Below are 18,653 nucleotides of genomic sequence, written 5' to 3'. Positions count from 1 at the left end.
CGTGCCTTCGGACGAGGGGTGGAGGGTTGACCGAGTCGCCCGTGGGCACATCGCCGATTCCTGTGGGCCTCTCCGCGATTCCCTCCCAGCAGGTCGGGGCCTCGCACCACCCCGAGGGCCCGCTGTGGAGTCTGAACGCGTCGATCCTGCTCGTGGAGGACGACGCGGGTGACGCGCTGCTCGTCGAGGAGATGCTCACCGACAGCGAGCTGGATTCCGCCCTCACCTGGTGCAAGACCCTGGCCGAGGCGCGCGCCTTCCTGACCGCGGCCACCACCCCGGTGTGCGTGCTCCTGGACCTGCACCTTCCCGACGTCCACGGTCTGGACGCCGTGCGCCAGATCCTGGAGTCCGACAGCGACGCCGCGATCGTCGTCCTCACCGGGCTGGAGGAGTCCGGCACCGGGCTCCGCGCGGTCGCCGGTGGTGCCCAGGACTACCTGGTCAAGGGCCGCCTGGGCCCGGAGATACTCGCGCGCGCGGTCCGCTACGCCCTCCAGCGCAAGGAAGTGGAGCGGGCCGCGGCCGCGCTGCGCGCCAACCGGCTGATCGCCCAGGAGAACGCCCGGCTGGAGCGCGGGCTGCTGCCCGTCCCCCTGCTGCGCGACGACCGCTTCCGGGCGCGCGCCCGCTACGAGCCGGGGCGGGTCCACGGGCTGCTGAGCGGTGACTTCTACGACGTCGTGCAGACCTCCGACGGCACGGTCCACGCGGTGATCGGGGATGTGTCCGGGCACGGGGCCGCCGAGGCCGCGCTCGGCGTGTGTCTGCGGGTGGCCTGGCGCACCGCCGTGCTGTGCGGTACGTCCCATCCCGAGCAGATAGCCCTGCTGGAGGAGATCCTGGTCGCCGAGCGCTCGGACTCGCATGTGTTCGCCACCGTCACCTCGCTGGCGTTCCCGCCCGGGCAACGGCACGTGCAGGTCCTGCGGGCCGGTCATCCGGGCCTGCTGCTGCGTGAGGGCAAGGACGTGACCTGGGTCGAGCCCGAGGGCGGCATGGCGCTCGGGCTGCTGCCCGGGGCGGGCCGGTGGCCGACGGTCGACATCCCGTTGGCGCCCGGTGCGGGTCTCGTACTCTTCACGGACGGGCTCTTCGAGGGGCGCGACGGCCCCGACAGCCGCCTCGGCGAGGAAGGGCTGCTCGCGATGGCACGGGCCAACGCGCACCTGCCGGCCCGCTCGTTCATCGACGCCCTGGTCGCGGGGGCCGCGGAGGGGGCCGCCCCGTACGGCGGCCTCGCGGACGATGTGGCCGTACTGCATCTGGGCTGGGGATCGGAATCCGATGAGCGGTGACATGACGAGGAAACCCGCGCCGGGCGGCCTGGCCGCGCGGCTGTCGGTGCAGAACTGGGTCCATCTCATACTCGGCGGATTCATCGTGGTGGTCTGCGCCTGTCTGGTGATCGGCGGGATCGTGATGGCCCGGATCTCCGATCGCACGACCGAGCTGGTGGACCGCATCCAGCCCGCCAGATCCGCGTCGTTCCAGCTCCAGAACTCCCTGCTCGACCAGGAGACCGGCATCAGGGGATTCGCGCTGACCGGCGACGACTCCTTCCTCGACCCCTACGAGGCCGGGAAGGCCGCCGAGCAGGAGCGCCTCGCACAGGTGCGGCGGCTGGTGGGCCCCGGCAGCCGGTACGCCGACGACCTCGACGCCATCGCCTCCGCCGCCGGGAAGTGGCGGCGCAGCAAGGCCGAGCCGCTGATCGCGACGGTCCGGGAGCGGGGGCCGAGCGAGGGCGCCACCTCTGCCCAGTTGCAGCGCAGCAAGGCGGACTTCGACCAGCTGCGGCAGGCGTACCGCGCCCAGCAGGGGCATCTCGCCGAAGCCCGCGACCAGGCGCGTGCCGACCTCGGCACGGCGCGCACCACCCGTGACCGGGTGGGGATCGCGCTGGTCACCGTCTTCGTGCTGACCGTCGTCGCGCTGAGCCTGCTGCTCCACGGGGTGGTGGGCGTCCCGCTCAACCGGCTGCGCGCCGCCTCGGACCGCGTCAGGTCGGGGTCCTTCGGAACGCGGATCGAGATCAAGGGGCCGTCCGACGTGCAGGCCGTGGCCTGGGCCGTGGAGGACATGCGGCGGCGGCTGGCCGACGAGCTGGCCGAGGCGCAGAGCCGCGAGGCCCTGCTCGCGGAGCAGACGGAGGAGCTGCGGCGTTCCAATTCGGAGCTGGAGCAGTTCGCGTACGTCGCCTCGCACGACCTCCAGGAGCCGCTGCGCAAGGTCGCGTCCTTCTGCCAGCTCCTGGAGAAGCGGTACGGCAAGGAGCTCGACGAGCGGGGCAAGCAGTACATCGCCTTCGCGGTGGACGGCGCCAAGCGGATGCAGGTCCTCATCAACGACCTGCTGACGTTCTCGCGGGTGGGCCGGGTGCACGAGAGCTGGAAGCCGGTCGATCTGGACCGGGCCCTGGACCGCGCCCTGGCCAATCTGACCCTCGCGGTCGAGGAGTCGGGGACGGTGGTCGAACGGCCGGAGTCCCTGCCCGAACTGCTCGGGGACGCGACCGCTCTCACCATGGTCTGGCAGAACCTCGTCGGCAACGCGGTGAAGTTCCGCCGGGAGGGCGTCCCGTGCCGGATCTCGGTCGCCTGCGTACGCGAGGACGAGGACTGGCACCTGACGGTGTCGGACAACGGGATCGGGATCGCGCCCGAGTTCGCGGACAAGGTGTTCGTCATCTTCCAGCGGCTGCACGCCCGTGACGAGTACGAGGGCACGGGCATCGGCCTCGCGCTCTGCCGGAAGATCATCGAGTTCCACGGTGGCCGGATCTGGCTGGAGCCCGAACCGGGCGAAGGCACCCGCATCCACTTCACCCTGCCCGTGGCGCCCGAGGCGCCCACGCACACCACGGCGGAGCTGCTCGCTCCCGCCCTGCTCACCAGCCAGCCGGGAGATCCTTCGTGAACACCCCTGTCCAGCCCATCGAGGTCCTGCTCGTCGAGGACGACCCCGGCGACGAGCTGATGACCCGTGAGGCCTTCGAGGACAACAAGATCCGCAACACCCTGCACGTCGTGCGCGACGGCCAGGAGGCGCTGGACTTCCTCTACCGGCGCGGCGAGTACACCGAGGCCCCCCGCCCGGACCTGGTGCTGCTGGATCTGAACCTGCCCAGGTACGACGGCCGGCAGGTGCTGGAACAGATCAAGGGCGACCCCGAACTCTCTCTCATCCCCGTGGTCGTGCTCACCACGTCCTCGGCCGAGGAGGACATCCTGCGCAGTTACAAACTCCACGCCAACGCGTACGTGACGAAGCCGGTGGACCTCGACCAGTTCATCGCCGCGGTGCGCCAGATCGACGAGTTCTTCGTGACCGTGGTGCGGCTGCCCGGACGTGCGTAGGATCGGTCCGGATCTCCTGGAGTGGGATCGTTCGCCAGGGGTAGACGCATGGCGGAAAAGGTCTCCGACCTCACTGCGGCGCCCTGGCTGGAGCACATGAACGAACAGGTCACCTCCCCACCGGAAGACCCGGGTCAGGGGCTGGCTTCCGCCGAGGTACTGCTCAGCGCCGAGGTCTTCGACGGCGAGCCGGGCTGCATCGCGATGGCCCGGGCGCTCGCCGACCGCTTCCTGACGCGACTCGCCGTGGAGTGCCTCGCCCCGATCGGCGAGCACACGCGCAGCGACCTGATGCTGGCCGTGAGCGAGCTGGTCACCAACGCCGACCGCTACAGCCACGGCCCCTATCTCCTGGAGTTGGAGGGCACCGCGCAGCTCATCAGCGTCACGGTGTACGACAGCAGCACCGCGATGCCCGTGCTGTACGCCCCGGACCCGTCCCGCCTCGGCGGTCACGGCATGGAGATCGTGGTGGCCCTGTGCGACCGGCTCACCGCCGAGCGGGTGCCGGTGGGCAAGCGGATCCGGGCGGAGTTCCAGCTCAGCACCTGAGCCCGGCCGGCGCCCCTCAGGCGTCGAGCACGGCGGTGGCCGCGGCCTCCACCAGGCGTTCGGGGAGGTCCAGGGCCGCGACGCCCACCAGGGTGCCGGGCGCTCGGGGCGTGGTGCCCAGCCTCGTGGCGGCCCGGTCCACGCCCTCCAGGAACGCGGGCATCTTCTCGGGCGTCCAGTCCACGACGTACACGGTCAGCTTCGCCACGTCGTCGAAGGTGCCGCCGACCGCGGCGAGGGCCGTGCCTACGTTCACGTAGCACTGCTCGACCTGCGCGGCGAGGTCGCCCTCGCCGACGGTGGCGCCCCGCGTGTCCCGGAACGGAGCGGCGGGGACTCGTCGGGGGGATCTGCTCCGACGCGGTTCAGGCCACGTCCCCGTCCTCCGGCCGGCCGAACCAGTCCAGGCACAGCACCAGTGCGTCGTCGAGTGTCTCCGTGCCCCGGTACTCCGCCAGTTCGCCGAGCACCGCGCGCGGAACGGCGGCGGCCGGAAGCAGCCGTGTCGACTGGATGGCGCGGGCCAGCGCGCGTTCCCCGTACGCCTCGCCGAGCGGCGACACGGCCTCGTAGACGCCGTCGCTGAGCAGCAGCAGCCGGTCGCCGGGCTCCACGTGGAACTCCTGGACCGTGTACTGCGACTCCTCGAACATCCCGAGCGGCAGCTGTGCTTCCAGTTCGATCCGGCGGACCTCCCGGCCGCGCTGCATCCACAGCTGCGGCGATCCCGCGTCGACGACGCCGACCCGTCCGGTCGCCAGCTCGAAGCGGAGCAGCAGGGTGGAGACGTGGCACGCGCCGCGGTGCTGGTCGTAGAGCGCCTGGTCGGCGAGGGCCGCCTGGTCCGCGATGCCGATGCCGGCCCGGCGGGCGTTGCGCAGGGCGTTGACGGCGAGATTGGTGAGGAGGGAGGCCTGTATGCCCTCGCCCATGCCGTTGGTCACCGCGAGGGTCAGCTCGTCGGCGTCGGCGGCCCAGTCGAAGTTGTCGCCGTGGATGGCGTACGCGGGCTCCAACTGGGCCCCGATCGCGAACTCGGCGGCGGTGCAGGCGCGGGCGGGCAGCAGCTGCCACTGCATCTCGGCGGCAAGGGTGAGGCGGGTGGTGCGCCGGGCGCGCTGGTACAGGTCGGTGTCCCGTTCGGCGACGAGGATCTCGTGGCCCAGCAGGTCCGCCATGTGGGTCAGCTCGCCGACGAGCTCCGGGGTGGACAGGGCCTGGGGCAGCCGGACGGTGAGGATGCCGAGCCGTTCGCCCCGTACGGTCACGGGCAGGTGGTGGTCGACGGCGTCGTCGTGCCGGACCTGCTGTTCGCCGGGCTCCTGGCTGCCGAACGCCCGGCCCTCGGGGCTGTTGTGGAGGGACAGCGGCTCGCTGTCGTCATCGGGCCGGTCCAGGGATTTGAGGACCCGCAGACTGTAGTCGGCGAGGTGGAGCTCGACCGCGAGGGCCCCGTAGGCGCCGCTGAGCTTGGTGCGCAGGGTGGCCAGCAGGGCGTGCGGCGCGGCGGCCCGTACGGCGGCCTCGATGTCCGTTCTTCTGTTCACGGTCTCTCGCGCAATCTTCGTCCTGCGACGTGGTAGGGGGCGGGGCCGGGCTGACAAGCAGGCCTGACGGGTGACACAGTGGCTGAATGCCCCACCGTGGATTCCGCCCGAGCAGTCGCGAACAGGCGTCCGCCGACGCCGTCGCGGCCTCGGAGCTGCTGGAAGTGCTGTGGGGCAGGGGCCAGGAATCCGCCGCTTCGGGAACCGTATCGCCCTCCCAGCTTCGGGCCCTGCTCGTGATCGAGAAGCAGGAGGGCACCAATCTGCGGGCGCTGGGTGCAGCCCTGGGCTCGCGTGCCCCGTCCGTCAGCAGGCTCTGCGACCGGATGGAGGCGATGGGGCTGGTCCAGCGGGCACCCAGCCCGACCAGCCGCCGCGAAGTGGAACTGCGGCTGAGTCTGCGCGGTCGCACCCTTCTGGAAGAGTACCGGGCCCTGCGCGCCGGCGAACTGAACGCCGTACTGGAGCGAATGGATCCCGCCGCCCTCGCCGCCCTCGCCGAGGGCCTCGCGGCCTTCCACGCCGCCGCTTCGGAGCGCCTTTCCCCACAAAGGGATACGGCCGCCTCCCCACTCCGCGATGATGTCGCGGACAGCGCCTAGCTCCATCCAGCTCCTGCTTCCGCATCCATCGGTTCTCCGCCCTCGGCAGGCCGGCCGAGCAACCGTCGGGGATCAGATTGTTACCCGATAGAGAATGTTGTCAAATGGCAACTGTTACTTCTATCGTTACCCCGTACCCCGCCCCGACCAGGGACGGAACCATGCCGACCCGTCCGACGACACGGCTCTCCGTCCCCTACGATCCGCCCGAGGTGCCTTCCGTGCTTTCATCACCCAACGAAGACAGAGCCGTCAGAATCACCGCCCGGCAGGAGCGGGACGCTCTGGTCCTCACCGTGTCGGGTGACCTCGATATCGACAGCGTCACGCCGTTGAGCCTCGCCCTGACCTCGGCAGTCGGCGACGGCTCCGGCCCGGTCGTCGTGGACCTCTCCGGCGTCGGTTTCGCGGACTCGACGACGGTGAACGTGCTCCTCCAGGGACACACCGCGCTGGGCGGCCGGCTGCGGCTGGCCGCCCCGTCCCCGTTCATGCGCCGCCTGATCGACATGATCGGCCTCGACAGCGCCCTGCCCGTCCTGCCGTCGGTGGACGCCGCGATCGACGCCGTACTGCCGTCCTGACGGCCCCGGGGCGCAGCGGGCGGCTACCGGCGCTCCGTCCGCTGCCCGGGCGCCCGGTCGAACACGCAGTCCCCGCACAGCCCGCCGCCCGGACAGCGCCAGTACAGGCAGCAGCTGCGCCGCCGGAACGCCGGACCGTGCGGGGCCCCGGTGTGGCGCAGCGCCTCGTCGTCGAAGAGCTCGGCCGCCAATGCGCGGGCCCGTGCGGCCACGTCCGGCCGGTCCTGGGCCCGCGCGAAGGCGACGAGTTCGCGCACGGCTCCGGCGAGCGCGGACCCCGCGTTGCCTCGCAGCAGCTGCGGGGAGATGGCGCCGTCGCGCCGGAACGCCTCGGACAGCGGGTCCAGATGCCCGTACTGGACCTCCTCGCGGATCCGGGCCGCAGTACCGGGGAGCTCGGCCGTCCCCGCGAGCCACAGGTCGTCCGGCGAGGTGGCCGACGGGTCCCAGTGGAGGGTGTCGGGCGGCAGCGCGGGGAACCGCCCGAAGAGCGCGGCCGGGCCCAGCGCGAGGGACCAGAGCCGGGCGGCGAGACCGAGATGGGCGATGGAGGCGGCGACCCGGCGCTCGGGGGCCGCGAGGCGTGCCGCGACCTTGTCGACGCGCGCGGCGAGGGGGCCGCCGTCCCCCGCGTACAACTCCCGCAGCGGACGGTGCCCGCCGCCCGGCACCGGAGTGGTCCGCAGCGCGAAGAATCCCCCGACCGACGCCAGTAGCACCAGGTCCATGCCCCGCCCCCTCGATTCCCGGCCCGCTCCGCTCCCGTGACCGGCCGTACGGCCACCGGCGGTGCCGCCCTCGCCGCTCACCGTATCCGCCGGGCGGGAACTTCTGACGTCCGGGGACGAGAGGACTACCGTCGGGAGGAGGACGTCGGTCCGTCGGGCGTACTACTGGGGCAGTAGGCCGAAGTGCAGTCTCAAGGACGACGACGCGGGGCCCCGGACGGGACATCGTGGTGTACATGAGCTCCCTTGCGTTGTCCGTGCTGCTGTCACTGGTCTCCGCGGTCGCCTACGCGGCCGGGGCGATCGTCCAGGAGCGCGTGGCCGCGACCGGTGACAACGCGTGGCAGGCCCTGCTGCGCAACGGTGTGTGGTGGGCCGCCGTTCTCCTCAACGGGACCGGTGCGGTCCTGCATGTGGTGGCCCTCGCGTACGGCCCGCTCAGCCTGGTCCAGCCACTCGGCGCGCTGACGATCGTCTTCGCGCTGCCGATGGCGGCCCTGTTCGTCGGGCGGCGTGCGGGGGCGACGGCCTGGCGCGGCGCCCTGATGGCGACGGCCGGGCTCGGTGGACTCCTGGCGCTCACGGGGACCGCCGAGCCGCACACTCTGAACGGCCCCGAGCAGGCGCTGCTGGCCTCGGTGACGTTCGGGGCCGTCGGCGCGCTCGTCGTGCTCGCCCGTACGCTGCGCCGGCCGGTCCTGCGCAGCATCGTCCTGGCCACGGGCGCGGGCGTGGCGTTCGGCATGGCCTCGGTGTTCACCAAGACCGTGGCCGTGGAGTGGACGTCCGGTTCGCTGCGCTCGGGCGCGCTTCCGCTGCTGGTGATCGCCGCGCTCGCGGCGGCGGGCCTGTTCCTCTCCCAGGCCGCCTACCGGGGCGCGGGCCTCACCGCTCCGCTCGCGACGGTGACGGTGGTCAACCCCGTGGTGGCCGCCGCGATCGGCATCACGCTGTTCGGCGAGCACTTCCGCCTCGGCGTCCCGGGCACCGTCCTGGCCCTCTCCTGCGGGGCGCTGGCCGCCGGCGGACTCATCATGCTGACGCGGGAGCGGCTGCGCACGGAGCACGTCCAGGAGTCGTGTACGGACGCCGGGGTGGAGGCTGCCCCCTCGCCGTCACCGGTCGTGCCGGAACCGGCGTCGGAGCGGCTCCCGGCGACGCGACTGCCGTCGCCCCTGCCGCCGGGGCAGGCGGTGCCGCAGCTGGAGTTCGGCACGCCGGGCGCCCTCGCGAAGCAGCGGCGGCGCGGTGGGGCCACTCTGCGCCGCTCCCGCTCCGACCGGACGGTTCAGACCCTGACGCCGCCTGCCCGGAGGTAGGCGAGCGGGTCGACGTCCGAGCCGTAGCCGGGGCCCGTGCGGATCTCGAAGTGCAGGTGCGGGCCTGTGCTGTTGCCCGTGGAGCCGGAGCGGGCGATGCGCTGCCCACCGGAGACCGACTGCCCCGCGCGCACGTGGAGCGCGGAGAGATGGGCGTACTGGCTGTACTTGCCGTCGCTGTGCCGGATGACGACCTCGTAGCCGTACGCTCCGGCCCAGCCGGCCGAGACGACGCGGCCCGGAGCCACCGACTTCACCGATGTCCCGGTGGGCACGGGAAAGTCCACGCCGGTGTGATAGCCGCTGGACCAGCCGCCGGCCTGCCGGTAGGGAGTGCCGGTGCCGGCGGAGACCGGGGCGCTGAAACCGGTCTGCTTCTCGGCCCGCTCCGGAGCGGGCCGCTCCTTCTTGGGCGCTTGCTGCTTGGGCGCTTCCTTCTTCGGCGCTTGCTGCTTGGGCGCTTCCTTCTTGGGGACCGTCTTCTCAGGGGCCCGCTGCTTCGAGGCTTCCTTCTTGGGCCCGGCCTGCGCGGATGCTTCCTTCTTGGCCTCGGCCTTGCGCTGATCCGCCTTCTTCGCCTCCGGGGTCGCCGCGGGGGGCTTCGGGGCGGTCTTCCGCGCGGGCTGTCCGGAGCTCTTCCCCTCCCCCGCCTTCGCTGCCCGGCTCTGGTCGAGGCTCAGCCGCTGCCCGGGGAAGATCAGGTCCGGGTCGCCCCCGACGACGGTGCGGTTGGCCGCGTAGAGGCCCTGCCAGCCGCCGCGCACCCGCTGGGCGGACGCGATCCCGGAGAGGGAGTCGCCGCTGGCGACGGTGTACGAGTCGCGCTTGCCCGGCACGTGGGTGGGCGTCGCCTCGGCGGGACGGGTCACCGGCTGCCGGGGCAACGCGCTCTGCGGAGCCGCTGCCCGGACCGGCCGACTTCCCGCGCTCTGCGTGTCGGTCTCCGGACCGGTCCCGGGCGCGTCCCCGCCCCGGGTGAGCCCCGCCCGTACGGAACAGGCGGGCCAGGCACCGGGGCCCTGACCGTCCAGGACCTTCTCGGCGACGGCGATCTGCTCGTCCCGGGTGGCGAGGTCGGCGCGCGGCGCGTACTGCGTACCGCCGAAGGCCGACCAGGTGGAGCCGCTGAACTGGAGACCGCCGTAGTAGCCGTTGCCCGTGTTGACGTCCCAATCGCCGCTCGACTCGCAGGCGGCGACCTTCTCCCAGACCTCGACCGGCGCGGCCCCCGCCGACGCCGCGGTGATGAGCGGAAGCGCGATGCCCGCGCCGCTCGCCGTCACCGTGAGCGAGGCACGGTTGATCCGGCTCGGCTGGTATCTGCGGTGCCGTCCGTTCGCGGCCATACGTGGCTCCCCCACTGGCTTCGGGTCATGTCGCAAGGGGCAACGTAGGTCCGCACGGTGACTGATCACAAGCAAAACGTGATAGTCGGCCGCCCTCGGCCGGTCCGTGGCCGGATTCCGATCCCCGGCCGACCGGCCGGCCGGCCGGCCGCAACTTCCGCTCCGCCCGAGGCGCTTCACCCGAACGCGTTCCTCCGCTCCGCCCGACGCGCTTCACCCGCCCCTCCCCTCCGTTCGCCTCGTCCGCGGCTCCCCTCCATTCCCCGCTGTCCCTTCCAGGCTGCTCCCCGGTCGGACTCCTCACCTCGCGCAGCCTGGAACCGAGCGATGGAGAGCGCTCTCCTTGGGTGCTATAAAGGCGCTCATGACGGATGACCCGCGCTCGGCCGGAGCGCCCACCCTGGAGGACGTGGCGCGGGCGGCCGGCGTCTCGCGCGCCACCGTCTCCCGGGTCGTCAACGGGGTGCGCAATGTGGACCCGGTGATCCAGGAGGCCGTGCGTCAGGCGGTCTCCGTGACGGGTTACGCCCCCAACCGGGCGGCCAGGTCCCTGGTGACCCGGCGGGCGGACGCCATCGCCCTGGTGGTGTCGGGCGCGGGCGTCGAGCCGGAGGCGGCCCGGCGGGACTCCGGCACCGGAGCGTCCGGCGGCGGAGGCGGCGCCCGGGGCGGGTCCGGGGCCCGGTCCGGAGGCCGGGCCTCCGGGAAGGACGAGGACAGCCACGGGAGTTCGGGCTCGTTCGCCGCACAGGTGTTCGCCGACCCGTTCTTCGGCCGGGTGGTGACCGGTGTGGTCGACTACCTGCGTCCGCGCGGCCTGCACCCGGTGCTGATGTTCGCGGAGACCTCACGGGACCGCGAGGAGGTGGTGACGTACCTGAGGCAGGGCAGCGCGGACGGGGCCCTGGTCGTCTCGACGCATGCCGAGGACCCACTGCCGGGACTGATCGCGGACGCCGGCCTGGCGGCTGTCCTGTACGCGCGCCCGGCGCGGCCGGTCCCGGTGAGCTATGTCGACCTCGCGCACCGGGACGGCGCGCGGCTGGCGGCCGAGCATCTCCTGGACCGGGGCTGCCGCCGGATCGCGACGATCAGCGGCCCGCTGGACGTGCCGGCGGGCCACGCCCGCCTGACGGGTTTCCAGGACACCATGGCACGCCACGGGCATCCGTACATCCCCGTCGTCGAGGGCCGGTTCACCCAGGAGAGCGGCGAGACGGCGATGGAGCGGCTGCTCGCCGACCATCCGGACCTGGACGGGGTCTTCGCCGCCAACGACCTGATGGCCCTGGGGGCCTGCCACGTCCTGCGGGAGCACGGCCGCTCGATTCCGGGGGACGTGGCGGTGGTGGGCTTCGACGACAGCAGCGCGGCCCTGGCCTGCCGCCCGCCGCTGACCACGGTCCGCCAGCCGGTGGAGGGGATGGCCGCCGAGATGACGCGCCTCCTGCTGGACCGGCTGACGCGGCCGGACGCTCCGGTGACCTCCGTGGTCTTCGAGCCGGAGCTGGTGGTGCGGGGCTCCGCGTGACCGGGGTGCAGCCGCCCGGCCCGGCGGGCGGGGCCGCCCGGACGTGGGCGGGGATGCCCGGACGCGGGCGGGGCCGCCCGGACGTGGGCGAGGATGCCCGTATGACCTCGTCCCCGGCCGGGCCCCGTCTCCGGGTCGCCGCCTATGTGATCCGGCGTCACCCCTGCCCCGCCCTGCTGGTGTTCGATCATGCGGACTCTCCCGAGGCCGGCACCCAGGTGCCTGCGGGCGGCGTCGCGCCGGGCGAGGACCCGGAGCGGGCCGTCCTGCGCGAGGCCGCCGAGGAGACCGGGCTGACCGGGGCCCGCGTCGTCCGGCGGATCACGGTGGACTAGGGCGTGTCCGGCGGATCAGGGCCGGATAGGCCGCGGCGTCTGGTGCGGTGCATCGCAAGGCGCTGGAACGTCCTCATCGCGGAGCGATTCGGGCGTTTCGGCAACGCCGCGAGGTGCCGTGCCAGGCGCCGCGGACCCGGTCAAGATCCGCCGGACACGCCCTAGCGGCCCCATCCCGGGACCGGGCAGCCCCGGCTGACCACCTTTCTCCTGCTCGACGCCCCTTCGGACGGGCCGGCGGCGTGGGAGCACCGGGTCCGCGGCGACGGGTCCGACGCGGGGATGCGGTTCGCCTGCCGGTTCGCACCGCTTCCCCTGGAGCACCCGCCGGCCGACGCCCAGGACGCGTGGCTGGGCCTGGTGGACGCGCGCTGGAGCACCTGGGGCGGTGCGGCCGGGAGCCCCGGCCCCGCGCGGGACACGGCCCCCTGAGGCGCGGCGGCGCGCGGCGGCCACGCCGCCCGCGTACGGGCGACGCGTCGGCCGGCGCGCGGGCGGCGGACGCGTCACGTGGGCCTCCCCGCTCAGTCCACCGGGGTGCGGTGACGTTCCCGGACCGCCTGGACGGCCGTACGGGACGGCGCGCCGGAGTCGCCCGGCCCGGGGCGGCTGCCGCCCCGGGTGAGGAAGTCGGCGAGCGGGAGCGTCGCGGCGCCCACGGTGACCGCGTCCGGGCCGAGGCGGCCCATCTCGATGGTGGTGCGGGCCGCCGCGTGGCGCAGGGCGTACTCGTTCGCGTACCGGCGGATCTCGGGCAGCAGGCGGGGGCCGATGAGCAGGCCCGCCCAGCCGCCGATCAGGATCCGCTCGGGCAGGAAGAGGTTGATCAGGTCGGCGAGGGCCGCGCCGAGGCATTCGGCCGTCTCGTCGAGCAGCGCGAGCGCCACCGGGTCCGGGGTGGGGCCGCCGCCTCCCGGGTAGGCGGCGGCGAGCAGCGCGGCCAGCGCCGTCTCGTCGTCGGCGTCCTCGGGCAGCAGGCCGTCCGCCTCGCGCCAGCGCTCGCGCAGGGCTTCCGCGCCCGCGTACGCCTCCAGGCAGCCGATGGAGCCGCAGCGGCACCGGCGGCCGCGCAGCTGGACGGTGGTGTGGCCCCATTCGAGGGCGAGGCTCGTGCGGTCCTCGTCGAGGATGTCACCGTGGTCGACACAGGCGCCCACGCCCGAGCCGATGAGGGCGATGGCGGCGGCGCCCGCGCCCCGGCCGCCGCCGAACCACATCTCCGCCTGGCCGAGCGTCTTGGCGCCGTTGTCGATGAACAGCGGCACCTCGGGCGGCACGTCGACGGCTTCGCGCAGCAGCTGCTCGAAGGGGACCGCGCGCCAGCCGATGGTCTGGCCGTGGACCACCGCGCTCCGGGAGCCGTCGGGCCCCTCGGGTCCGTCGCGCTCGATGATGCCGGGGACCCCGATGCCGATGCCGAGCAGCCGGCTCGGGTCGGCGCCCGCGTCGCGCAGCACGTCCGCTACGCCGGTGCGGACGTGGGAGACGATGCGGTCGACGTCGTAACCGTGCTGGGCCAGCAGCCGTTCGGTGCGGGCCAGTTCTGTCAGGGAGAGGTCGAACAGCTCGACGCGGACCCGGGTCTCGCCGATGTCGATGCCGACGAGCAACCCGCCGTCCGGGGCGACGCGCAGCAGCGTACGGGGGCGGCCGCCGTCCGAGTCGACGACGCCGGCCTCCTCCAGCAGTCCTTCGGCGGAGAGCTCCGCGACGACGTTGCTGATGGATCCCGAACTCAGACCTGTGACCGGTCCGAGCTCCTGGCGGCTCAGCGGGCCGTCGAAATACAACCGTTGCAATACCCTCGCCCGGTTGCCCCGCCGCAGGTCACGCACGGTCCGTCTGTTGCGCTCGGCCATGTTGCTCCTTCCCGTCCAGGAACATACCCCGGTCCCAGGCCTTGACGCGACCTTCTCTCACCTCTTAAATCACGTCATAAATTAAGTCATGGAGGCCGTTCGGTTCCCGAACGCAGCCATCCCCGGAAAGGGGCCACCTCACATGCGTCATGCCAGAGCCGCAAGCGCCGCCACCCTCGCCCTCGCCATCGCCGTAGCCGCCACCGGCTGTGGCGGCGGGACCACCTCGGGCGGCAGCAACGAGTCGCCGAAGACCCTCACCTACTGGGCGTCCAACCAGGGCCCCAGCATCGAGGCCGACAAGGAGATCCTCACTCCCGAGCTGAAGAAGTTCGAGAAGGAGACCGGGATCAAGGTGAAGCTGGAGGTCGTGCCGTGGGCCGACCTGCTGAACCGGATCCTCGCCGCCACCAGCTCCGGCCAGGGCCCGGACGTGCTGAACATCGGCAACACCTGGTCGGCCTCGCTCCAGGCGACCGGTGCGCTCCTGCCGTGGGACGAGAAGAACTTCGAGGCGATCGGCGGCCGGGACCGCTTCGTCGACTCGGCGGTCGCCTCGGCCGGCAAGGAGGGCGAGCCGCCCGCCGCCGTGCCGCTGTACTCGCTGGCGTACGCCCTCTACTACAACAAGAAGATGTTCGCCGAGGCGGGCGTCGAGAAGCCTCCGGCCACCTGGGACGAGCTGGTCGCGGCGGGCAAGAAGATATCCAAGGACGGCAAGTGGGGGCTGGGCGCCGAGGGCGGCAACCTCTCCAACAACATCCACCAGACCTTCGTTCTGGCCAAGCAGCACGGCGCCGACTTCTTCGACGAGGACGGCAAGGCGACCTTCACCTCCGACGGTGCGGTCGCGGCGGTCAAGCAGTACATCGACCTCATGGCCAAGGACAAGATCATCGCTCCGGGCAACGCGGAGTACGCCCAGAACCAGTCGCTCACCGACTTCGCCAAGGGCAGGACGGCGATGGTGCTGTGGCAGGCCGCCGCCTCCACCTTCGCCGCCCAGGGCATGAAGCCCGAGGACTGGGGCGCGGCCCCGGTGCCGGTCCCCTCGGGCGCACCGGGGGCGGGCAAGCAGACCAACTCCATGGTCGCGGGCATCAACATGGCCGTCTTCAAGAACACGAAGAACATCGACGGCGCGAAGAAGTTCGTGAAGTTCATGACGAGCGACGCCGAGCAGAAGCTGCTCAACAAGACCTACGGCTCGATCCCGCCGATCAAGGCCGCACAGGCCGACGAGGCCTTCGGAGCCCCCGACCTCAAGGTCCTGCGCGACACCCTCGCCACCAGCGCCGCCCCCCTCCCCCAGGTCCCGAACGAGTCGCAGTTCGAGACAGCCGTGGGAACGGCCGTCAAGGAACTGTGGGCGGACGCCGCGGCCGGACGCCCCGTGACCGAGGAATCCGTCAAGGCACGCCTGGAAAAGGCGCAGCAGACGATGCAGCAGTGAGGCCCTGATCCATGACCGCCACCGTCACCACCGACCCCGAGGTCGACAAGTCGGCCGGCAGGGGCACGAGCCGGGGCACCGGGGGCGCGCGCAGGAGACTGCCGCGCATCCCCGACCGGATCCGCCAGGGCGGACTGCCCTACCTCCTGCTCCTGCCCGCCGTCCTGCTCGAACTCCTCATCCACATCGTCCCGATGGTCATCGGGATCGTGATGAGCTTCCGGCAGCTCACACAGTTCTTCATCAGCAACTGGGGCGCGGCGCCCTGGATCGGCCTCGACAACTACAGCATCGCCGTCGACTTCGACGCGCCGATCGGTGAGGCCCTGCTCCACTCGTTCTTCGTGACCTGCGTCTTCACGTTCTTCTCGGTCGGGTTCGCCTGGCTGTTCGGCACCGCGGCGGCGATCCTCCTCCAGGAGAGCTTCCGGGGCCGGGGCATCCTGCGGGCGATCTTCCTCGTCCCGTACGCCCTGCCGGTCTACGCGGCCGTCATCACCTGGGCGTTCATGTTCCAGCGGGACAACGGGCTGATCAACCACGTCCTGCACGACCAGCTCGGCATCACCGACGAGCCGTCGTTCTGGCTGATCGGTGACAACAGCATCTACGCCCTGATCATCGTCTCGGTGTGGAAGGGCTGGCCGTTCGCCTTCCTCATGCTGATGGCCGGGCTCCAGAACATCCCGCGCGAGCTGTACGAGGCCGCCTCCATCGACGGCGCCGGCATCTGGCAGCAGATCCGCCGGATCACGCTGCCCTCGCTGCGACCCGTCAACCAGGTCCTGGTCCTCGTGCTCTTCCTGTGGACGTTCAACGACTTCAACACCCCGTACGTCCTGTTCGGGAAATCGGCCCCGGAGAGCGCGGACCTGATCTCGATCCACATCTACCAGTCGTCGTTCGTCACCTGGAACTTCGGCACCGGATCCGCGATGTCGGTCCTGCTGCTGCTCTTCCTGCTCGTCGTGACGGCCGCCTACCTGTTCCTCACCTCGCGCGGAAGGAAGGGCGCCGATGTCTAGCCTCACGCGGCCGACCCGCACCACCCGGTCGCGGGCCCGCTCGCCGATGGCCGCGCCGCAGTCCTTCCTCTGGACCCGCCGCATCGTCCTGACCCTGCTCGCCGGCTTCGTCCTGCTGCCCGTCTACGTGATGGTCAGCAGCTCGCTGAAACCGCTCCAGGACGTGTCGGGGAAGTTCCAGTGGATCCCGTCGACGCTGACGATCCAGCCGTACTTCGACATCTGGGAGACCGTTCCGCTCGCCAAGTACTTCGTCAACTCGCTGATCGTGGCGGGCTCGGCGACGGTGCTGTCGGTGACGATCGCGGTGTTCTCCGCCTACGCGGTGAGCCGCTACCGGTTCCGGGGCAAGCGGGTCTTCACCGTCACGGTGCTGTCCACGCAGATGTTCCCGGGGATTCTCTTCCTGCTCCCGCTGTTCCTCATCTTCGTCAACATCGGCAACAGCACCGGCGTCGCGCTGTACGGCTCGCGCGGCGGGCTCATCCTCACGTACCTGACGTTCTCGCTGCCGTTCTCCATCTGGATGCTGATCGGGTACTTCGACTCCATCCCCCGGGACCTCGACGAAGCGGCCCTGGTCGACGGCTGCGGCCCCGTCCGCGCCCTCTTCCAGGTCGTCGTGCCGGCCGCCGTCCCGGGAATCGTGGCGGTGTCGGTGTACTCCTTCATGACGGCCTGGGGCGAGGTCCTCTTCGCCTCCGTCATGACGAACGACGCCACCCGGACCCTCTCCGTCGGCCTCCAGGGCTACGCCACGCAGAACGACGTGTACTGGAACCAGGTCATGGCCGCGTCCCTCGTGGTCAGCGTCCCGATCGTCGCCGGGTTCCTGCTCCTCCAGCGCTATCTGGTCGCCGGTCTCACCGCGGGAGCCGTGAAGTGACCCCCACCGGCGAGAGCCGTCCGTCGCCCCCGACCGAAAGGCAGCACGTGCCCGACCTCAACGCCCTCCCGGCGGAATTCACCTGGGGCGTCGCCACCGCCGCGTACCAGATCGAGGGAGCCGTGGCCGAGGACGGCCGCTCCCCCTCGATCTGGGACACGTTCTCGCACACCCCCGGCACGATCGACAACGGCGACACCGGCGACGTGGCCTGCGACCACTATCACCGGGTCCCCGAGGACATCGGCCTGATCAAGCAGCTCGGCGCGGACGCCTACCGCTTCTCGATCGCCTGGCCGCGCGTCGTGCCCGGCGGTGACGGGCCGGTCAACAAGGCGGGCCTGGACTTCTACGACCGGCTCGTGGACGGCCTTCTGGAGGCCGGCGTCACCCCGTTCGCCACCCTCTACCACTGGGACCTGCCGCAGGCGCTCCAGGACCGGGGCGGCTGGACCGTACGGGAGACCCCGGAGCACTTCGCGGCGTACGCCTCCCACGTGGTGGAACGCCTCGGCGACCGGGTCAAGGACTGGGCGACGCTCAACGAGCCGCTGTGCTCGGCCTGGATCGGTCACCTGGAGGGCCGTATGGCGCCGGGTCTCACCGACCTGACCGCCGCTGTGCGGGCCTCCTACCACCTGCACCTGGGCCACGGCCTGGCCGTCCGGGCGATCCGGGCGGCCTCATCGGACGCCCGGGTCGGCATCGTCAACAACCTCAGCCCGATCGAGCCGGCGAGCGCGAGCGCGCCCGACCTCGCCGCCGCCCGCCGCGCCGACGGCCACATCAACCGCTGGTGGCTGGACCCGGTCCTGGGCCGCGGCTACCCGCAGGACATGGTGGAGCTGTACGGGGTCGAACTCCCGGTCCGGCCGGGCGACCTGGAGACGATCGCGGCACCGCTCGACTGGCTGGGGCTGAACTACTACTTCCGGCAGATCGTCACCGCCGACCCCGACGGGCCCGCACCGCACGCCAAGCAGGTCCCCGTCCCCGGCGCGCGGCTCACGCACATGGACTGGGAGGTCCACGCGGAGGGCCTGGAGCGGCTGCTGCTGCGCCTGACCGAGGAGTACGGCGTCCAGCGGATCTACGTCACCGAGAACGGTTCGGCGTACGAGGACGTCGTCGCGGCGGACGGCTCGGTCCACGACCCGGAACGCGCCCGGTACTTGGAGGAGCACCTCGCCGCGTGCGCCCGCGCGGTCGGCAAGGGAGCCCCGCTGGCCGGGTACTTCGCCTGGTCGCTGATGGACAACTTCGAGTGGGCGTACGGCTACGACAAGCGGTTCGGCCTGGTCCACGTGGACTACGCGACCCAGCGCCGTACGGTGAAGAGCAGCGGACGCCGGTACGCGGAGCTGGTCCGGGAGCACGCGGAGCGGCGTAGCCGGGCGGCCGTCTGACCCTCCCCCACCGGCTCCTGCCGGCCTTCTCCGGCCGCGGCGAATTCCTCGCCGCGGCCGGAGGTGTTTCGCGTCTCAGGAGGGCACCCGGACGCGGGCGCGGGCGCGAGTGCGGGTGCGG

General features: G+C 72.1%; 17 protein-coding genes and 2 pseudogenes. 14 read left to right on the top strand and 5 right to left on the bottom strand.

Features of this window, described 5'->3' with window-relative positions:
• Positions 1-62: 62 nt before the first annotated feature.
• The 4 genes from ACH4KB_RS13745 (at position 63) to ACH4KB_RS13730 (ending at position 3,911) form a co-directional block, all read left to right on the top strand.
• The gene (locus tag ACH4KB_RS13745) at positions 63-1,298 is read left to right on the top strand and encodes a PP2C family protein-serine/threonine phosphatase (protein ID WP_398066531.1); all 1,236 of its coding nucleotides are present in this window, start codon (positions 63-65) and stop codon (positions 1,296-1,298) included.
• Between the two features lies 1 nt (position 1,299).
• Positions 1,300-2,919 (top strand): ATP-binding protein, encoded by a 1,620-nt coding sequence (locus ACH4KB_RS13740; protein WP_398066160.1) that lies wholly within the window; start codon positions 1,300-1,302, stop codon positions 2,917-2,919.
• Positions 2,916-3,359 carry a response regulator gene (locus ACH4KB_RS13735; protein WP_069736306.1) on the top strand — a complete coding sequence of 148 codons (444 nt, stop codon included), beginning with the start codon at positions 2,916-2,918 and terminating at the stop codon, positions 3,357-3,359. The genes ACH4KB_RS13740 and ACH4KB_RS13735 overlap by 4 nt, the downstream gene beginning before the upstream one ends.
• A gap of 96 nt (positions 3,360-3,455) precedes the next feature.
• Positions 3,456-3,911 carry an ATP-binding protein gene (locus ACH4KB_RS13730; protein ID WP_398066530.1) on the top strand — a complete coding sequence of 152 codons (456 nt, stop codon included), beginning with the start codon at positions 3,456-3,458 and terminating at the stop codon, positions 3,909-3,911.
• A gap of 16 nt (positions 3,912-3,927) precedes the next feature.
• Here the strand turns inward: ACH4KB_RS13730 and ACH4KB_RS13725 are convergent.
• Positions 3,928-4,227: pseudogene (locus ACH4KB_RS13725) on the bottom strand (RidA family protein); the annotation flags it as partial.
• Between the two features lie 49 nt (positions 4,228-4,276).
• Positions 4,277-5,458 (bottom strand): PP2C family protein-serine/threonine phosphatase, encoded by a 1,182-nt coding sequence (locus tag ACH4KB_RS13720; protein WP_398066159.1) that lies wholly within the window; start codon positions 5,456-5,458, stop codon positions 4,277-4,279.
• Positions 5,459-5,544: 86 nt separating this feature from the next.
• On the opposite strand from ACH4KB_RS13720, the gene ACH4KB_RS13715 reads away from it, so the two are divergent.
• Both ACH4KB_RS13715 and ACH4KB_RS13710 read left to right on the top strand, forming a co-directional pair.
• Positions 5,545-6,060 (top strand): MarR family winged helix-turn-helix transcriptional regulator, encoded by a 516-nt coding sequence (locus tag ACH4KB_RS13715; protein WP_398066158.1) that lies wholly within the window; start codon positions 5,545-5,547, stop codon positions 6,058-6,060.
• A 221-nt stretch (positions 6,061-6,281) separates the two neighbouring features.
• Positions 6,282-6,644 carry an STAS domain-containing protein gene (locus ACH4KB_RS13710; protein WP_398066157.1) on the top strand — a complete coding sequence of 121 codons (363 nt, stop codon included), beginning with the start codon at positions 6,282-6,284 and terminating at the stop codon, positions 6,642-6,644.
• A gap of 23 nt (positions 6,645-6,667) precedes the next feature.
• On the opposite strand, the gene ACH4KB_RS13705 is transcribed toward ACH4KB_RS13710, so the two are convergent.
• Complete coding sequence (locus ACH4KB_RS13705; protein WP_398066156.1) at positions 6,668-7,372, bottom strand: (2Fe-2S)-binding protein; 705 nt, start codon at positions 7,370-7,372, stop codon at positions 6,668-6,670.
• A gap of 236 nt (positions 7,373-7,608) precedes the next feature.
• On the opposite strand from ACH4KB_RS13705, the gene ACH4KB_RS13700 reads away from it, so the two are divergent.
• Positions 7,609-8,691: a DMT family transporter gene (locus tag ACH4KB_RS13700; RefSeq protein WP_398066155.1), complete on the top strand. Its 1,083-nt coding sequence runs from the start codon at positions 7,609-7,611 to the stop codon at positions 8,689-8,691.
• Here the strand turns inward: ACH4KB_RS13700 and ACH4KB_RS13695 are convergent.
• Positions 8,661-10,037 carry a transglycosylase family protein gene (locus ACH4KB_RS13695; protein ID WP_398066154.1) on the bottom strand — a complete coding sequence of 459 codons (1,377 nt, stop codon included), beginning with the start codon at positions 10,035-10,037 and terminating at the stop codon, positions 8,661-8,663. The genes ACH4KB_RS13700 and ACH4KB_RS13695 overlap by 31 nt on opposite strands.
• A 364-nt stretch (positions 10,038-10,401) precedes the next feature.
• On the opposite strand from ACH4KB_RS13695, the gene ACH4KB_RS13690 reads away from it, so the two are divergent.
• The 3 genes and pseudogenes from ACH4KB_RS13690 to ACH4KB_RS13680 all read left to right on the top strand — a co-directional run bounded on the left by ACH4KB_RS13690 (position 10,402) and on the right by ACH4KB_RS13680 (position 12,335).
• Positions 10,402-11,568: a LacI family DNA-binding transcriptional regulator gene (locus ACH4KB_RS13690; RefSeq protein ID WP_398066153.1), complete on the top strand. Its 1,167-nt coding sequence runs from the start codon at positions 10,402-10,404 to the stop codon at positions 11,566-11,568.
• Between the two features lie 101 nt (positions 11,569-11,669).
• A pseudogene (locus ACH4KB_RS13685) lies at positions 11,670-11,900 on the top strand (NUDIX domain-containing protein); the annotation flags it as partial.
• A 285-nt stretch (positions 11,901-12,185) separates the two neighbouring features.
• Positions 12,186-12,335: a hypothetical protein gene (locus ACH4KB_RS13680; RefSeq protein WP_398066152.1), complete on the top strand. Its 150-nt coding sequence runs from the start codon at positions 12,186-12,188 to the stop codon at positions 12,333-12,335.
• A 92-nt stretch (positions 12,336-12,427) separates the two neighbouring features.
• Here ACH4KB_RS13680 and ACH4KB_RS13675 read toward each other — a convergent pair whose 3' ends face one another.
• The gene (locus ACH4KB_RS13675; RefSeq protein WP_398066151.1) at positions 12,428-13,762 is read right to left on the bottom strand and encodes an ROK family protein; all 1,335 of its coding nucleotides are present in this window, start codon (positions 13,760-13,762) and stop codon (positions 12,428-12,430) included.
• A gap of 142 nt (positions 13,763-13,904) precedes the next feature.
• Here ACH4KB_RS13675 and ACH4KB_RS13670 point away from each other — a divergent pair, with 142 nt between their 5' ends.
• The 4 genes from ACH4KB_RS13670 to ACH4KB_RS13655 are packed head-to-tail and all read left to right on the top strand — an operon-like array spanning position 13,905 to position 18,532.
• Positions 13,905-15,215 (top strand): ABC transporter substrate-binding protein, encoded by a 1,311-nt coding sequence (locus tag ACH4KB_RS13670; RefSeq protein WP_398066150.1) that lies wholly within the window; start codon positions 13,905-13,907, stop codon positions 15,213-15,215.
• Between the two features lie 11 nt (positions 15,216-15,226).
• Positions 15,227-16,240, top strand: coding sequence for a carbohydrate ABC transporter permease (locus ACH4KB_RS13665; protein ID WP_398066149.1), 1,014 nt, complete (start codon positions 15,227-15,229; stop codon positions 16,238-16,240).
• On the top strand, positions 16,233-17,126 hold the full coding sequence (locus tag ACH4KB_RS13660) for a carbohydrate ABC transporter permease (RefSeq protein WP_018955662.1): 894 nt from the start codon (positions 16,233-16,235) through the stop codon (positions 17,124-17,126). The genes ACH4KB_RS13665 and ACH4KB_RS13660 overlap by 8 nt, the downstream gene beginning before the upstream one ends.
• A 47-nt stretch (positions 17,127-17,173) precedes the next feature.
• On the top strand, positions 17,174-18,532 hold the full coding sequence (locus tag ACH4KB_RS13655; protein ID WP_398066148.1) for a GH1 family beta-glucosidase: 1,359 nt from the start codon (positions 17,174-17,176) through the stop codon (positions 18,530-18,532).
• The last annotated feature ends 121 nt before the right edge of the window (positions 18,533-18,653 follow it).

This window comes from Streptomyces sp. NPDC017520 (assembly GCF_044329855.1).
GTDB lineage: Bacteria > Actinomycetota > Actinomycetes > Streptomycetales > Streptomycetaceae > Streptomyces.
This window is presented reverse-complemented; position numbering and strand designations above follow the sequence as displayed.